Below are 14,265 nucleotides of genomic sequence, written 5' to 3'. Positions count from 1 at the left end.
ACTGGAACGCGTGACGATGACTACCGAGGCGCCGACGACGCTGCGGATCGGGCCGTATCCGGTCGACCCGCCGGTGGTGCTCGCGCCGATGGCGGGCATCACCAACCTCGCCTTCCGCAAGCTGTGCCGCGAGTTCGGCAGCTCCACCTCCATCTACGTGTGCGAGATGATCACCGCGCGCGCGGTGGTGGAGCGCAACGAGAAGACGCTGCACATGATGTCCTTCGACGAGGACGAGCACCCGCGCTCGATGCAGCTGTACGGCGTCGACCCGGCCACGCTGGGCGAGGCGGTGCGCATCATCGTCGGCGAGGGCTGGGCCGATCACATCGACATGAATCTCGGCTGCCCGGTGCCGAAGGTCACCCGGCTGGGCGGCGGGGCGGCACTGCCGTACAAGCGAGCGTTGTTCAGCAAGATCGTGCGCGCCATGGTCGCCGCCGCCGAACCAGCGGGTGTGCCGGTGACGGTCAAGTTCCGCATCGGCATCGACGACGAGCACCTCACCTACCTGGACGCGGGTCGCATCGCCGAGGCCGAGGGCGCCAAGGCGGTAGCGCTGCACGCGCGCACCGCGGCTCAGCGCTACTCCGGCCAGGCCGACTGGTCGGCCATCGCCCGGCTCAAGGAGGCGGTGACCACCATTCCGGTGCTCGGCAACGGCGACATCTTCTCCGCCGACGACGCGGTCCGCATGATGGCCGAGACGGGCTGCGACGGCGTCGTCGTCGGACGCGGCTGCCTCGGCAGGCCGTGGCTGTTCGCCGAACTGCAAGCGGCGCTGCGCGGCGAGGCACTGCCTGAGCCGCCGAATCTCGGACGCGTCGGCGAGGTGCTGCACCGGCACGGCGCGCTGCTGTCGGACCATCTCGGCGAAGAGAAGGCCATGCGCGATCTGCGCAAACACATGGCCTGGTACCTCATGGGCTTCCCGGTCGGCGCGGATCTGCGCCGCGCCTTCGCCACCGTGTCCAGTCTCACCGAACTCGGCGACCTGATCGGCAAGCTCGACCCGACCGCGCCGTTCCCGAAAGACGCCGAAGGACCGCGCGGACGGCAGGGTTCGCCGGGCAAGGTCGCGCTGCCGCACGGCTGGCTCGACGATCCCGACGACCCGGCGGTGCCGACGGCGGCCGATGTGATGCACAGCGGAGGCTGATCGGAGGCGGCTCCGCCGTCGCGGTCACGGGCAAACCGACACACGTCGGAATCGTCCGAGGACCAGCTGTTTCACCAGTCTTTTCGCTACTATCCGGTTACCGATCAACAGCGAATTGGGATACGGCTTTGCGGCAATTCGATTTCGCTCCGGGCTGGCCCGCCGTGGCGGAATCGTTATCATTGGCGAAATCGGTCATGCTGGTCGAGCTCGGCGCCGGCGGGCAGCAAAGACGAAAAGCGAGGTTCGTTGGTGGGTGACGATCGGCACGGGCGCGCGCCACGGCCCGGAGGTCGCGCCCCGTGGGAGCACCATTCCACGGGTGAGAACACCGAACGAGATGGCGCACGCACGTCCCGCCGCTCCCGGCACGCCGATGCCGCGGCCGACTCCGGCTCCGCGCCGCTGACGGTCCAGGATCTGGTCGAGAAGGTCGACAACGAGCGCACCGGCCGCAGGCGCCGCGCCGACAACGCCGGCGGGCACCCGAGCCGCCGCGCCGAGACCGCGCCGGAGCACCCGGCCCGCGCCGCCGCACCGGCCCATCCCGCCGAGCCTCCGCGCCGCGCGCCCGAGAGCCCCGCCCCACATCAACGCCGCGCGCCGGAGGCTCCGCACCGCGGCACACACCAGGCTCCGCAGCACAAAGCACCGGCAGGTCCCCAGCGCGGCGTGCCGGAAGGTTCACAGCGCGGCGCGCTCGAAGGTCCGCAGCGCGGCGCGCTCGAGGGGACACAGCGCGGTGGGGCTCCACAACACAAAGCTCCCGAAGGTCCCCAGCGCGGCGCGCCGGAAGGTCCGCAGCGCGGCACGGCCAAGGCTCCGCAACGCAAAGCACCAGAGGGAACCCAGCGCGGTACCCCTCGAGCTCCCCGTGCCGTAGAAGGTGCCCAGCGCGGCGCTCCTGACGCTTCGCTGCGCAATGCCACGCAGGCACCCGCCCGCCGGGCCCCCGAAGCCGCGCCCACGCGGTCCGCGCCAGGCGCCAGCCCCGACGAGAAGCGCCGCGCGGCGGCCACACCGGCCCGGCAAGCGACGCAGCGCCGCGCTCCGTCCGCCGTCGTCGACGACATCACCGGCGCCACACCCGCCGCCCCGCCGCGGCGCGTCGCCGAACCGGCCGAGCCCGAAGAGGTCACGGACGTCCTACCGCCGCTCGACGAGCCGGAGAAGCCCGAGACCGCCACCACGAAATGGCCGACGACCGAGTCCGCCGCGGCCCCCGCCGCCAAGTCGGCCTCCAAGATCGCGGCGCCGCCCAAAGCCGTCGGCAGCCCGCCGCTGTCCCGGCTCGCCGCCTCGAAACAGCGGCGCAACCGCCGGATGAAGACCGCGGGCCGGGCGGCCGCCACCCTGGTCGCGGTGCTGGTGCTGCTGATCACCGGCGGTGGCTGGAGCTACGTGCGTTCGACCACCAACAACTTCACTCAGGTCTCCGCCCTCGACGAGAACTCCGAGGACATCGTCGATTCCAACGCCCAGCTCGGCGACGAAAACTATCTGCTCGTCGGCAGCGACACCCGCGCGGGCGTCAACGGTCAACTGGGCGCGGGCACCCTGGACGACGCCGAGGGATCCCGCGCGGACACCACCATGCTCGTGCACATCCCGAAGGCCCGAAACCGAGTTGTCGTCGTGTCCTTTCCGCGCGACCTGGATGTGACAAGGCCGCAGTGCAAGGGGTGGGACAACGAGAAGGAGGCGTACACCAGCGAGACCTTCCCCTCCGCGATGGGCGACAAGCTCAACGCCGTCTACAACCTCGGCGGACCGAAGTGCCTCCTCACCACGATCCAGCGACTGACCGGCGCCTCGATCAATCACTTCATCGGCATCGACTTCGCCGGCTTCGAGACCATGGTCGACACGATCGATGGCGTCGAGGTCTGCGCGACCAAACCACTCGTCGACGATGTCCTCGGCACCATCCTGGAGAAGCCTGGCAAACAGCGCATCGACGGTGAGACGGCGCTGAACTACGTGCGCGCCAGGCACGTCTACGGTGAGGAACGCAGCGACTACGACCGCATCAACCGGCAGCAGCGCTTCCTGGCCTCGCTGCTGCGCGGCGCACTGTCCAGCAAGGTCCTCTTCGATCCGGGCAGGCTGAAGGACTTCATCGACGCGTTCAGCAAGCACACGTGGGTAGACGCGGTCGAACCCAACGACCTGCTGATGCTGGGACGTTCGCTGCAGAAGGTCGACGCGGGCGCGGTCACCTTCATCACCGTCCCGACCGCGGGCACCACGGCCTACGGCAACGAGATCCCCCGCGAGTCCGACATCAAGGCCATCTTCAAAGCCATCCGCGACGATCAGCCGTTGCCGGGCGAGAAGCCGACCGTGCACGACGATGCGCCGGCCAGCACCTCCGCCGCGCCGGAGCCGCCCAAGTACGTGGCAGTCGACCCCGGTACCGTCTCGCTGCTGGTGTCCAACGGCTCTGGGTACGACGGTCTCGCCCGCACAGCGGCCACCAAGCTGGACAACCAGGGCTTTTCGATCTACAACGTCACCAACTACGTCAACGGCACCTCCGCGACCACGAAGGTCCGCTACGGCGCCGGCCTCGAGGCCGCGGCGGCTACCGTGGCCACCGCGATCCCCGGCGCGACCATCGAAGCCACCGAGGACCTGGGCGGCATCGTCGAGGTCGTCATCGGAGCCGACTCGGCGAACGGCGTGACCGTCAAGGCGCCGACGCCGGTCGGTGACCAGATCACCAACGTCGTGACGAGCGCCTCGACGGATTCGACGCCTGCCGAACTGCCCTCGGACCTGGAACACGTCAACGCGGCCGACGAGATCTGCAAGTAGGTAATGCAGCGCAGCGCAGCGGTGACACGAGTCACTCTCGCTCGGGTCTGAAGCACATCGACATCGTCCGCCGGCGCGTTCGGTGTAGCTGCGCGGACGCCGAGGCACCGGCCATTCACCCTCCGTTGGTGACTTGGACAGCGCCGGGAACTAGTGTCTGGTTTTATGCGTGTCATCTACAACGAGCAAATGGCCGAGCTCGCCCACCTGCTGGGCGAGATGGCCGGTCTCGCGGGTACGGCCATGGACCGGGCCACCCAGTCGCTGCTACAGGCCGATCTGGCGCTCGCGGAGCAGGTGATCACCGAGTCCGACCGGATCGCAGAAATGATCACCGACGCCGAGGAGAAGGCGTTCGCGCTCCTCGCGCTGCAGGCTCCGGTCGCGGGCGACCTACGCCAGGTGGTCAGCGCCATCCAGATCGTGCAAGACGTGAACCGGATGGGCGCGCTGGCCCTGCACGTCGCCAAGGTCACCCGCAGGCGTCACCCGAACCACGCGCTGCCGGAATCGGTGAACGGCTATTTCGCCGAGATGGGCCGCATCGCGGTGAACATGGGCGCGGGAGCCAAAGAGGTGCTGGAGACGCGTGACCCCGAGCGCGCCGCGCAGCTCAACCAGGACGACGAGGCGATGGACGACCTGCATCGCCACCTGTTCACCCTGTTGATGGACCGGGACTGGAAGTACGGCGTCGCCGCGGCGGTGGACGTCACCCTGCTGGGCCGCTACTACGAGCGTTTCGCCGACCACGCGGTGGAGATCGGCCGCCGGGTCATCTTCCTCGTCACCGGCGTGCTCCCCGCGGACCCCGACACCGAAGCGTAGAACGCGCCGCCCGACGCGCACTGCTGCCGGGCAACAGCAGAGGGCACGCGCGGATCGCGAGCACTTCTCGGCCCCGGCGAAACACGCCGGGGCCGAGTTGTATGCAGCACGAGGACGCCTACCGCCGACGGTCGGCGGGGCGTGCCGACCGGGACAGACAAGGGATCCTCGGCCGGGATAGGTGCGACGCCGCACAGCCGCGCGAACACCGCTTCGGAGAACGGCCGCAAGGCCTGCCCAACGAGTTGAGCAGGCCTTGCGATGCCAATCGCCAAAATTAGGCGAGGCGTGATCAGGAAGTGGTTACCCGAAGCGACCGGAGATGTAGTCCTCCGTCGCCTTCTGGCCGGGGTTGGAGAAGATCTTCTCGGTGTCGTCGATCTCGATCAGCTTGCCCGGCTTGCCCTGCGCCTCCAGGTTGAAGAAGCCGGTCTGGTCGCTCACGCGCGCGGCCTGCTGCATGTTGTGCGTGACGATGACGATCGTGAATTCCTTCTTCAGCTCGGTGATCAGGTCCTCGATCGCGAGCGTGGAGATCGGGTCCAGCGCCGAACACGGCTCGTCCATCAGCAGCACGTCGGGCGAGACCGCGATGGCGCGGGCGATGCACAGACGCTGCTGCTGACCGCCGGACAGGCCGCCGCCCGGCTTGTCGAGGCGGTCCTTGACCTCGTTCCAGAGGTTGGCGCCGCGCAGCGAGCGCTCGGCGACCTCGTCGAGCTCCTTCTTGTTGCGCACGCCCTGCAGCTTCAGCCCGGCCACCACATTGTCGCGAATCGACATGGTGGGGAACGGGTTCGGCCGCTGGAACACCATGCCGATGGTGCGGCGCACGCCGACCGGGTCGACGGTGGCGCCGTAGATGTCCTCGCCGTCGAGCAGCACGGCGCCCTCGACGCGGGCGCTCGGGGTCACCTCGTGCATGCGGTTCAGCGAACGAAGCACGGTGGACTTGCCGCAGCCGGACGGGCCGATGAAAGCGGTCACGCTGCGCGGCAACACGGTGAGCGAGACATCGGCGACCGCGTGGAACTTGCCGTAGTAGATGTTCAGGTCTTTGACGTCGATGCGCTTGGCCATCTGAATATCCGTTCGCTTCTATCGGTTCCGCGTGAGCAGCTTGTTGACGCCCGCCGCTGCCAGGTACAGCAGCGCGATGAGCAGGATCAGCGTGAGCGCCGCGCCCCAGACTCGTTCGCGGCCCGCCGCTTCGGGGTTGGCCAGCTCTTGGTAGATCAGCAGCGGCAGCGAGGCCATGTTGCCGTCGAAGAGGTTGGTGTTGATCGACTTCGCGTAGCCGACCAGCACGAGCACCGGCGCGGTCTCGCCCATGACGCGGGCGAGAGCGAGCAGGGTGCCGCTGATCATGCCGGGCGCGGCGGTCGGGATGACGATCCGCACGATCGTCTTCCACTTGGGGATGCCGAGGGCGTAGGAGGCCTCGCGCAACTCGTCCGGCACCAGCTTCAGCATTTCCTCGGTGCTGCGCACCACCACGGGCAACATCAGCAGCACCAGCGCCAGCGACACCGCGAAGGCGCTCTGCGGCGCGCCGAGCGTGGCGATCCACAGCGCGAAGATGAACAGCGCCGCGACGATCGACGGCACGCCGGCCAGGATGTCGACCATGAACGTGGTGACCTTGGCGAGCCTGCCTCGTCCGTACTCGACCAGGTAGACCGCGGCCATGATGCCCAGCGGCACGGCGATGATCGCCGCGACCGCCGACTGGACGATGGTGCCGTAGATCGCGTGGTAGACACCGCCGCCGAACTGATCGGGCAGGATGCCCTTCTGGGACTTCTGCCACCAGTCGACGGAGGCGATCGCGCCGATGCCCTTGCTGATCACCATCCACAGCACCCAGCCGAGCGGCACGAGCGCGATGGCGAAGCAGGCGGTGACCAGGCCGGTGGCGAGGTGGTTCTTCACCCGCCGCGCGGGGCTCACGTGCCGGAAGGTCGGGGCCTTGACCGGCTGGTCGAACTTCGTCAGCGTTGTCATCAGCCGTTCACCTTTCCGCCTGCCGCGAGCCGGGCCAGCGCGTTGACCACGAAGGTCAAGGCGAACAGCACGAAGCCCGCGGCGATGTAGGCGCCGGTCGGCAGCGGCGAACTGAATTCCGATGCCGCCGAAGCGATCTTGGAGGCGAAGGTGTAGCCGCCGTCGAACAGCGACCAGCCACCCGCCTGTGCCGAGGTGCGCAGCACGACCAGTACCGCGATGGTCTCGCCGAGCGCGCGGCCGAGGCCGAGCATCGAGCCCGCGATCACACCACTGCGCCCGTAGGGCAGCACGGTCATCCGCACGACTTCCCACTTGGTCGCGCCGAGCGCCTGGGCGGCCTCGATGTGCGAGACCGGGGTGAGGTTGAAGACCTCACGCGAGACCGACGTGATGATCGGCAGGATCATCACCGCGAGCACCACGCCCGCGGTGAAGATCGTGCCGCCGCCGGAGATCGAGACGTTGCCGTCGTCGAAAAGGAAGAACCAGCCGAGGTTCTCGTTCAGGAAGCGCTGCACCGGCTCCAGCTCCGGCGCGAGCACCAGGAAACCCCACAGACCGAAGACGATCGACGGCACCGCGGCGAGCAGGTCGACCAGCATCGCGAACGGGCGGGCCAACCCTTTCGGCGCGTAGTGGGTCAGGAACAGCGCGATGCCGACGCCAATCGGCACCGCGATCACCAGCGCGAAGACCGAGCTCAGCACCGTGACCATGAGCAGGTCACGGATGCCGAACCGCAGGTTGTCCGCGTTGCTGGTGCTGAACTCCGTGCTGGTGAAGAAGTTCACCTGGTCGGCCCTGAGCGAAGGTACCGCGCGAATCAGTAGGAACAGCGCGATCAACGCGATGGAAGCGACGATGATCGCGCCCGCGGCCGTCGCGAGCGAGCGGAATACGACCTCGGCGCGTTGGCTGTGGGGCGGACGGCTCTTCACCGGGGCCGGCTCGGTGTTCGTATCACTCGGCATCTGCGCAGTATCTCCAGCCGCCGACGGGCCCGTCGAATCCGACGAGCCCGGGGCGGTCACCTCAGGGTGCACGGTCATGGTTGTGCGATCAGGAGATGGCGTTGATCGCGGTGGTCAGGCGGGTCTTGAACTGCTCGGGGATCGGGATGTACCCGCCCTCGTCCAGGCCCTTCTGGCCGTTGGTGACGGCCGAGGTCAGGAACGCCTTGACAGCCTCGCCGACGGCGGCGTCGCTGTACTTCGAGCAGACGATCTCGTAGGTCGCCATCATGATCGGGTACGAGCCCGCGGCGGTCGGCTTGTAGAACGAGCTGGTGTCGAGGACCAGGTCGTTGCCCTCGCCCTTGATCTTCACGCCGTCGATGGCCTTGCCCGCGGTCTCGACCGACAGCTTCACCGGGTCCTTACCGGCGGAGGTGACGATCTGCGCGACGGAGAGGTTCTGCGACTTGGCGAAGGACCACTCGTTGTAGGTGATCGAGTTCTTGGTGCTCTTGATCGCGGCCGAGGTGCCCTCGTTGCCCTTGGCGCCCTCACCGACGCCGCCGTTGAAGGTCTTGCCCGCGCCCTTGCCCCACGCGCCGTCGGAGGCGGCGTCCAGGTAGAGCTGGAAGTTGTCGGTGGTGCCCGACTCGTCGGAGCGGAAGATCACGGCGATCTTCTCCGAGGGGAGCTTGGCGTTCGGGTTGAGCGCCTTGATCTCAGGCGCGTCCCAGGTGGTGACGGAGCCGTTGAACACCTTGGCGGCGGTCGGGCCGTCGAGCACCAGGTCGGTCACGCCGTCGATGTTGTAGGTGATCGCGATCGGGCCGAAGACGGTCGGCAGGTTCCATGCCGGGGCGCCGCAGCGCTCCTGAGCCTTGGCCGGCTCTTCCTTCTTCGAGCTGAGCGGGGAGTCGGAGCCGCCGAAATCGGTCTGGCCGCCGATGAACTCGTTGACGCCCGCGCCGGAGCCGCTGGAGGTGTAGTTCAGGGTGTAGCCGTCGCAGTTCGCCTCGTAGGCGGCGATGAAGCGCTCCATCGCGTTCTTCTGCGAGGACGCGCCACTGGCCTTCAGCGACGTCTTGCCGCCGCAGGCGACGCTGGTGTTGGCGGCGTTGCTCGGGTCGCCGGTGGTGTTGTCGTCGCTGCCACAGGCGGCAAGGGGCATGGCGACGGCGGCCAGCACACCGACCAGGGCGCTGCTGCGCTTGAGATTCACTATTCCTCCGGGAATCGCGTCCGACACGCCCGGTCCCTCACCGGCCCGGGCGGGTGTTGTGGTGCTGTTCGCGGGGAACTCGCGCACCAGGCAGCGGCTGCACTGCCCTTAAGTAACGTAAAGTCGCCCGGTTGACAGTTGGACCAAGCTGAGTGAACGCGAGGTGAACACACCGGCGCGATTGCGTCTGTTTTGTGTGACATTTGCCGCAGCTTTACTGGACAGCCCCGACAGGTCACTTTCGCGCCATGCGCCGTTCGGGATTCGGCCGAATTGCGTCAGGCGCCCGACCCGCTTCGCGATCGGCGACGCCGTTCGATCCATCAGGTCCGGTCGGATGCCGGCACCGCGTAGGCGACGTCGACGTGGGCGGTGGTGAAGCCGAGGCGGGTGTAGGTGTGGACGGCGGCGGTGTTGTCGGCTTCCGTGTACAGCAGGACCTCCGGGAGGCCGCGGTCGCGCAAGTGGTGCAGGCCCGCGAGGGTGAGGAGGCGGCCGAGGCCACGGCCTTGGGCGGCGGGATCGATGCCGACGATGTAGACCTCGCCGACCGGCGGATTCTCCTCGTGGTGCACCTTGGTCCAGTGGAAGCCGAGAACGCGCGAGGGATCGTCGGCGGCGGTGGCGATGAACAGGCCTTTCGGGTCGAACCACGGTTCGGCGCGGCGCATTTCGATATCGCGCTCGGTCCAGCCGCCCTGCTCGGGATGCCAGTGGAAGGCGGCGTTGTCGACGCGCAGCAGTTCGGCGTCGTCGGCGGGGCCGGAGTAGGTGCGCAGCACGATTTCGTCCGGCACCGTCAATTCGGGTAGCTCGGGCGTTGCCAGCGGGCGGCGCATCTGCCACAACTCGCGCGCGGTCACCAGGCCCAGCCGCGCCGCGACCGCCTTGGCCGCGGGCCGATCGCCGTGCGCCCACACCCGCGCCCCCGCCCCGCCTGCCGCCAGCGCGGCCCGCACGAGTTCGGTTCCGACACCGCTCCCCCGTGCCTCCGTATCCACGGCCGCTTCCGCCATCGCAGGGTGCTCACCGTGCGCCGCAACGAGATTGGCGTATCCGACGATCGCGCCCGCCCGCTCGGCGAGCAGATGTCGCGCCGCGCCTTTTTCGTGCAGCGAGAGCACGGCCTGCTCGGAGACGGGGGCGACACCGTCTGCGGCGGTCGCCCGCCCGAGCAATTCGCGCACCGCCAGCGCGGTGCGGTCATCCAGCTCGTCGGCCCATCGCACGTCGACCACAACTACCCCTCTCCGATCCGACGCCACCCAGGATGCCATCGCGCGCGGAGCCAGCTCGACCCCGCGTCGACCGAAGGCGCCCCGAGCCGGTCTCACCCACTGAGGGTGACATTCGGTCCACCGCGTGGACTACTGCACCGAACCGTTGACCGGCGTCAGGGCGGAGTCGTCGCCCTCGCTGTCGTCGTCGGGGAACGTGACGGGCTCGCCCTTGGCGGCGGTGCGGGCAGGGCGGACCGCCTTGTAGCCGACATTGCGGACCGTGCCGATGAGCGATTCGTATTCGCTGCCGAGCTTGGCGCGCAGGCGGCGGACGTGCACGTCGACGGTGCGGGTGCCGCCGAAGAAGTCGTAGCCCCACACCTCTTGCAGCAGCTGGGCGCGGGTGAACACCCGTCCCGCGTGCTGGGCGAGGTACTTGAGGAGTTCGAACTCCTTGTAGGTGAGGTCGAGCGGGCGCCCGCGCAACCTGGCCGTGTAGGTGCCCTCATCGATGACGAGCTCGCCGAGGGTGATCTTGCCGGTGTTCTCGGGGCTCGCCACACCGCCGTTGCGGCCGACGAGCAGGCGCAGCCGGGCGTCCAGTTCGGCGGGGCCGGTGCCGGGCAGCAAGATGTCGTCCAGACCCCAGTCCGCGTTCACCGCGACCAGGCCGCCCTCGGTGAGCACCGCGACGACCGGCACCGACGAGCCGGTGCTGCCGAGCAGGCGGCAGAGTCCGCGCGCGGCGGCGAGGTCGGTGCGGGCGTCGACCAGCGCGACATCGGCGGTACCCGCCTCCAACAGCGACGCCACCTCGGTCGGGGCGGGCCGTACGTTGTGCGCGAGCAGCGCGAGCGACGGCAACACCGACTCGGGGTTGGGGTCGGAGGTCAGCAGGAGCAGCTCCACAAGCCCTCCTCCCATCTCGTAGCGCCGGGGCAACAGCAGCGTTGCCGAAAGCCACATCGCTAATCCATAGGTAATCGAGTGCAAGATTAGCGCGTCGACCCCGATGACCTCGCCATCCGGGTGACCGGTGAGACCGTCGCGACCCGCGCGGCGCCACCGCATTACTGTTCATGGCATGCGCAAGCTGATCATCGGACTGCTGTGTCTCGCGGGTTTGGCGGTCGTCGTCGATTTCGGCGCCGCCGCCTACACCGAGTACCGCGTCTCGCGCACCCTGCGCGAGGGAGCCGATCTCAGCGCCGACCCCGAGGTGACCATTCACGGCTTCCCGTTCCTCGGCCAAGCCCTCGACGGTCGGTACCAGAACATCGTGATCCGCGCGGCCGTCGTCCGCCCCGACATTCCCGGCGAGATCTCGGTGGACGCGACGCTCACCGGCGTGCATGTGAGCATGAGCGACCTGGACGACGGCAACGTGCGCAAGGTGCCGGTGGAGAAGGTCCAGGCGGCGATGCGCATCGAACCGGTCGAACTCGGTCGCCTCTTCAATATCCCCGACCTGCAAGTGCATTCGCGCCCAGCGGACAAATCGGACGGAACGGGCGGCTCCGGTGGCACCGGCATGACGACCGAGGGCGCGCTGGTGCTCACCGGCACGCTGCCCGGCAGCACCGCGCAGCCCGGCAAGTCCGGCGCGCAGAACGGTGACAAGGTCGCGGTGCAGGCCGAGCTGACGCTCGACGACGACCAGGTCAAGATCGTCGCCACCGGCTTCTATCGCAGCAGCGACACCGACCTCACCACCACGGCCATCGTCCCCGAAGCCGATCGCCCCGCCGTCCTCGCGCGCTTCACGCGCACTATCGATACGAAGGACCTGCCCTTCGGCGTGCGCCCGACGAAGGTGTTCGCGCTGGGCGGGCAGATCCTGGTCGAGGGCAAAGGAGAGAACGTGACGATCGACCTGGACCGACTGCAGAGACCATGACCGAAATCACACTGCTCGCACTCGTTCTGATCACCGCGCTCGCCGTCGGGCTGGCGCTGCGCGGCCGCCACGGCAAGCTGCGCGCCGCCACTCCCGCCGCCGATGCCGACTCCGCGCGCGCCGATCTGCTCGCCGCGGTGGGAGTAACCGGTTCGGGTCCGGCGGTGCTGCACTTCTCCGCCGACTGGTGCGGACCGTGCGCCGCGGTTCGCCGGGTGGTTGCCGGAGTCGCTACGGATCTGGCGGAGACCCCGCGCCCGCCGCAGGACATCGAGGTCGACATCGACGCCGAGCCCGCGCTGGCCAAGGAGCTGAACGTACTGTCGCTGCCGACGACCTTCGTCTTCGATATCGAGGGCAAGGAGCGCTTCCGTATTTCGGGCGTGCCGAAGGCGGGCGATCTCCGCTCCGCGTTGGCCCCCTTGACGGGGCAAAACCAGTCCTGACGCCGCCGGATGGCGACTGTGACGTACCCCGGGTCCAATTCTCCGTCCCAATTGGGTAAACTGCCTCTCGTGCAAGCCAACCACGAGCTGATGCTCACCCGACGCCGCACAGTTGATCTGTGTCGCCTCGGTGGTTGTTGCTGCCTGTGCCGCTGATCGGTCGGCTTTCCAGTCTTTCCTGACGCCGACCGCTGCCCGCCGCGCGAGTGATCTCACGATCCCCCGGCGAACTGGCAACTTTCCAGCCAATCAACGCATTCAGCGCAGGAGTACGCACAATGTCCACCGAAACCCGGAACACTTCCGGATCCCGAGCCATTCCCCCAGCGATCGACCGCGTCGACGTGCGCGGCCCGCGTTTCGCCGCCTGGGTCACCACCGCCGTTCTCGTCCTGGTTCTGGTTGCCGCGGCCGTCTCGCCCGTCGCCGCTGGCGTCCTGATCGCGCTGCAGGCGGTCGTCTTCGCGATCGGCGCGGCCGCCGGTCCGCGCAAGCACCCGTACGGCCGGATCTTCGCCGCCTTCCTCGCGCCGCGCCTCGCTCCCACCAGCGAGACCGAGCCGACGCCGCCGCTGCGATTCGCGCAGCTGCTCGGCTTCGTGTTCGCGGCCGTCAGCCTGCTGGGCTTCGCGCTCGGCTCCACAGTCGTCGGCGCGGTGTTCGCCGGCTTTGCCCTGTTCGCGGCGTTCCTGAACGCGGCGTTCGGGATCTGCCTGGGCTGCCAGATCTATCCGCTGGTCGCCCGCCTCCGCCGGAACAGAGTCCACGGCGCCGTCCGCGGGCCCTCCGTGGTCACGCAGGCTTCCGCCTCCGGGCCTGACGCTCCCACCGCGGTCTCGGCACCGAACTGACCCTGCAAGTCATATCTGAAAGGAACACAATGGCTCGCTCCGATGTCCTGGTCTCCGTTGACTGGGCCGAAGAGAACCTCAACGCCCCCGGCGTCGTCTTCGTCGAGGTCGATGAGGACACCTCCGCCTACGACGGCGGACACATCGAGGGCGCCGTCCGGCTCGATTGGAAGAAGGACCTGCAGGATCAGGTTCGTCGTGACTTCGTGAACCAGGAGCAGTTCTCCGATCTGCTCTCGGCGCGCGGCATCTCGAACGACGACGAGGTTGTCCTCTACGGCGGCAACAACAACTGGTTCGCCGCCTACGCCTACTGGTACTTCAAGCTGTACGGCCACAACAACGTCAAGCTGCTCGACGGCGGCCGCAAGAAGTGGGAGCTGGACGGTCGTCCGCTGTCCACCGAGGCCGTGAACCGTCCCGCCACCCAGTACAAGGCCGCCGCGCCGGACCTGACGATCCGCGCGTTCCGCGACGAGGTCATCGCCGCCATCGGCACCAAGAACCTGGTCGACGTGCGTTCGCCTGACGAGTTCTCCGGCAAGATCCTCGCTCCGGCGCACCTGCCGCAGGAGCAGAGCCAGCGTCCCGGCCACATCCCGGGCGCCATCAACGTGCCGTGGAGCAAGGCGGCCAACGAGGACGGCACCTTCAAGTCCGACGCCGAGCTCACCGAGATCTACAAGGAAGCCGGTCTGGACGGCGAGAAGGACACCATCGCCTACTGCCGCATCGGCGAGCGTTCCTCGCACACCTGGTTCGTGCTGCAGGAGCTGCTCGGCCACCAGAACGTCAAGAACTACGACGGGAGCTGGACCGAGTACGGCTCCCTCGTCGGTGCACCGATCGAGTTGGGAGCGTAATCAAC

General features: G+C 68.4%; 12 protein-coding genes and 1 pseudogene. 7 read left to right on the top strand and 6 right to left on the bottom strand.

Annotated features, from left to right (window positions below; translation table 11 throughout):
• Positions 1-16 precede the first annotated feature (16 nt).
• From dusB to phoU, 3 genes are all read left to right on the top strand, one after another.
• Positions 17-1,159, top strand: coding sequence for a tRNA dihydrouridine synthase DusB (gene dusB, locus T333_RS06135; RefSeq protein ID WP_067790445.1), 1,143 nt, complete (start codon positions 17-19; stop codon positions 1,157-1,159).
• 252 nt (positions 1,160-1,411) lie between these two features.
• Entirely contained in the window at positions 1,412-3,976 is a 2,565-nt protein-coding gene (locus T333_RS06130; RefSeq protein WP_496423872.1) for an LCP family protein, read from the top strand.
• Between the two features lie 165 nt (positions 3,977-4,141).
• Positions 4,142-4,804, top strand: coding sequence for a phosphate signaling complex protein PhoU (gene phoU, locus T333_RS06125; RefSeq protein WP_355000295.1), 663 nt, complete (start codon positions 4,142-4,144; stop codon positions 4,802-4,804).
• A gap of 303 nt (positions 4,805-5,107) precedes the next feature.
• On the opposite strand, the gene pstB is transcribed toward phoU, so the two are convergent.
• The 6 genes from pstB to T333_RS06095 all read right to left on the bottom strand — a co-directional run bounded on the left by pstB (position 5,108) and on the right by T333_RS06095 (position 11,112).
• Positions 5,108-5,884, bottom strand: a complete 777-nt coding sequence (gene pstB / locus T333_RS06120) for a phosphate ABC transporter ATP-binding protein PstB (RefSeq protein WP_067790438.1) — start codon at positions 5,882-5,884, stop codon at positions 5,108-5,110.
• 18 nt (positions 5,885-5,902) lie between these two features.
• Entirely contained in the window at positions 5,903-6,808 is a 906-nt protein-coding gene (gene pstA / locus T333_RS06115) for a phosphate ABC transporter permease PstA (RefSeq protein ID WP_355000296.1), read from the bottom strand.
• Positions 6,808-7,782: a phosphate ABC transporter permease subunit PstC gene (gene pstC / locus T333_RS06110; RefSeq protein WP_355000297.1), complete on the bottom strand. Its 975-nt coding sequence runs from the start codon at positions 7,780-7,782 to the stop codon at positions 6,808-6,810. Before pstC ends, pstA begins: the two co-directional genes overlap by 1 nt.
• An 88-nt stretch (positions 7,783-7,870) precedes the next feature.
• A complete protein-coding gene (gene pstS / locus T333_RS06105) occupies positions 7,871-8,983 on the bottom strand; it encodes a phosphate ABC transporter substrate-binding protein PstS (RefSeq protein ID WP_496423871.1) in 1,113 nt (370 codons plus the stop codon).
• A gap of 323 nt (positions 8,984-9,306) precedes the next feature.
• Positions 9,307-10,212 (bottom strand): mycothiol synthase, encoded by a 906-nt coding sequence (gene mshD, locus T333_RS06100; RefSeq protein ID WP_496424153.1) that lies wholly within the window; start codon positions 10,210-10,212, stop codon positions 9,307-9,309.
• Positions 10,213-10,350: 138 nt separating this feature from the next.
• Positions 10,351-11,112, bottom strand: coding sequence for a winged helix-turn-helix transcriptional regulator (locus T333_RS06095; protein ID WP_355000299.1), 762 nt, complete (start codon positions 11,110-11,112; stop codon positions 10,351-10,353).
• A gap of 175 nt (positions 11,113-11,287) precedes the next feature.
• On the opposite strand from T333_RS06095, the gene T333_RS06090 reads away from it, so the two are divergent.
• The 4 genes and pseudogenes from T333_RS06090 (at position 11,288) to T333_RS06075 (ending at position 14,260) form a co-directional block, all read left to right on the top strand.
• The gene (locus T333_RS06090) at positions 11,288-12,100 is read left to right on the top strand and encodes an LmeA family phospholipid-binding protein (RefSeq protein ID WP_355000300.1); all 813 of its coding nucleotides are present in this window, start codon (positions 11,288-11,290) and stop codon (positions 12,098-12,100) included.
• Complete coding sequence (locus tag T333_RS06085) at positions 12,097-12,546, top strand: thioredoxin family protein (RefSeq protein WP_355000301.1); 450 nt, start codon at positions 12,097-12,099, stop codon at positions 12,544-12,546. Before T333_RS06090 ends, T333_RS06085 begins: the two co-directional genes overlap by 4 nt.
• Before the next feature lie 278 nt (positions 12,547-12,824).
• Positions 12,825-13,298 (top strand): annotated as a pseudogene (locus T333_RS06080) (DUF4395 domain-containing protein); the annotation flags it as partial.
• A 128-nt stretch (positions 13,299-13,426) separates the two neighbouring features.
• Positions 13,427-14,260, top strand: a complete 834-nt coding sequence (locus tag T333_RS06075) for a sulfurtransferase (RefSeq protein WP_355000303.1) — start codon at positions 13,427-13,429, stop codon at positions 14,258-14,260.
• Positions 14,261-14,265 lie beyond the last annotated feature (5 nt).

It is taken from the genome of Nocardia sp. CNS-044, from assembly GCF_059570515.1.
The sequence above is the reverse complement of the archived record's forward strand: the minus strand, read 5'-3'. Positions and strand labels throughout refer to the sequence as shown.

What these genes read in the sequence shown, in the direction of transcription:
- pstB (WP_067790438.1), bottom strand. Translation starts at nt 5,884, where the DNA reads ATGGCCAAGCGCATCGACGTCAAAGACCTGAACATCTACTACGGCAAG.
- pstA (WP_355000296.1), bottom strand. Translation starts at nt 6,808, where the DNA reads ATGACAACGCTGACGAAGTTCGACCAGCCGGTCAAGGCCCCGACCTTC.
- dusB (WP_067790445.1), top strand. Translation starts at nt 17, where the DNA reads ATGACTACCGAGGCGCCGACGACGCTGCGGATCGGGCCGTATCCGGTC.
- pstC (WP_355000297.1), bottom strand. Translation starts at nt 7,782, where the DNA reads ATGCCGAGTGATACGAACACCGAGCCGGCCCCGGTGAAGAGCCGTCCG.
- T333_RS06075 (WP_355000303.1), top strand. Translation starts at nt 13,427, where the DNA reads ATGGCTCGCTCCGATGTCCTGGTCTCCGTTGACTGGGCCGAAGAGAAC.
- T333_RS06085 (WP_355000301.1), top strand. Translation starts at nt 12,097, where the DNA reads ATGACCGAAATCACACTGCTCGCACTCGTTCTGATCACCGCGCTCGCC.
- T333_RS06090 (WP_355000300.1), top strand. Translation starts at nt 11,288, where the DNA reads ATGCGCAAGCTGATCATCGGACTGCTGTGTCTCGCGGGTTTGGCGGTC.
- phoU (WP_355000295.1), top strand. Translation starts at nt 4,142, where the DNA reads ATGCGTGTCATCTACAACGAGCAAATGGCCGAGCTCGCCCACCTGCTG.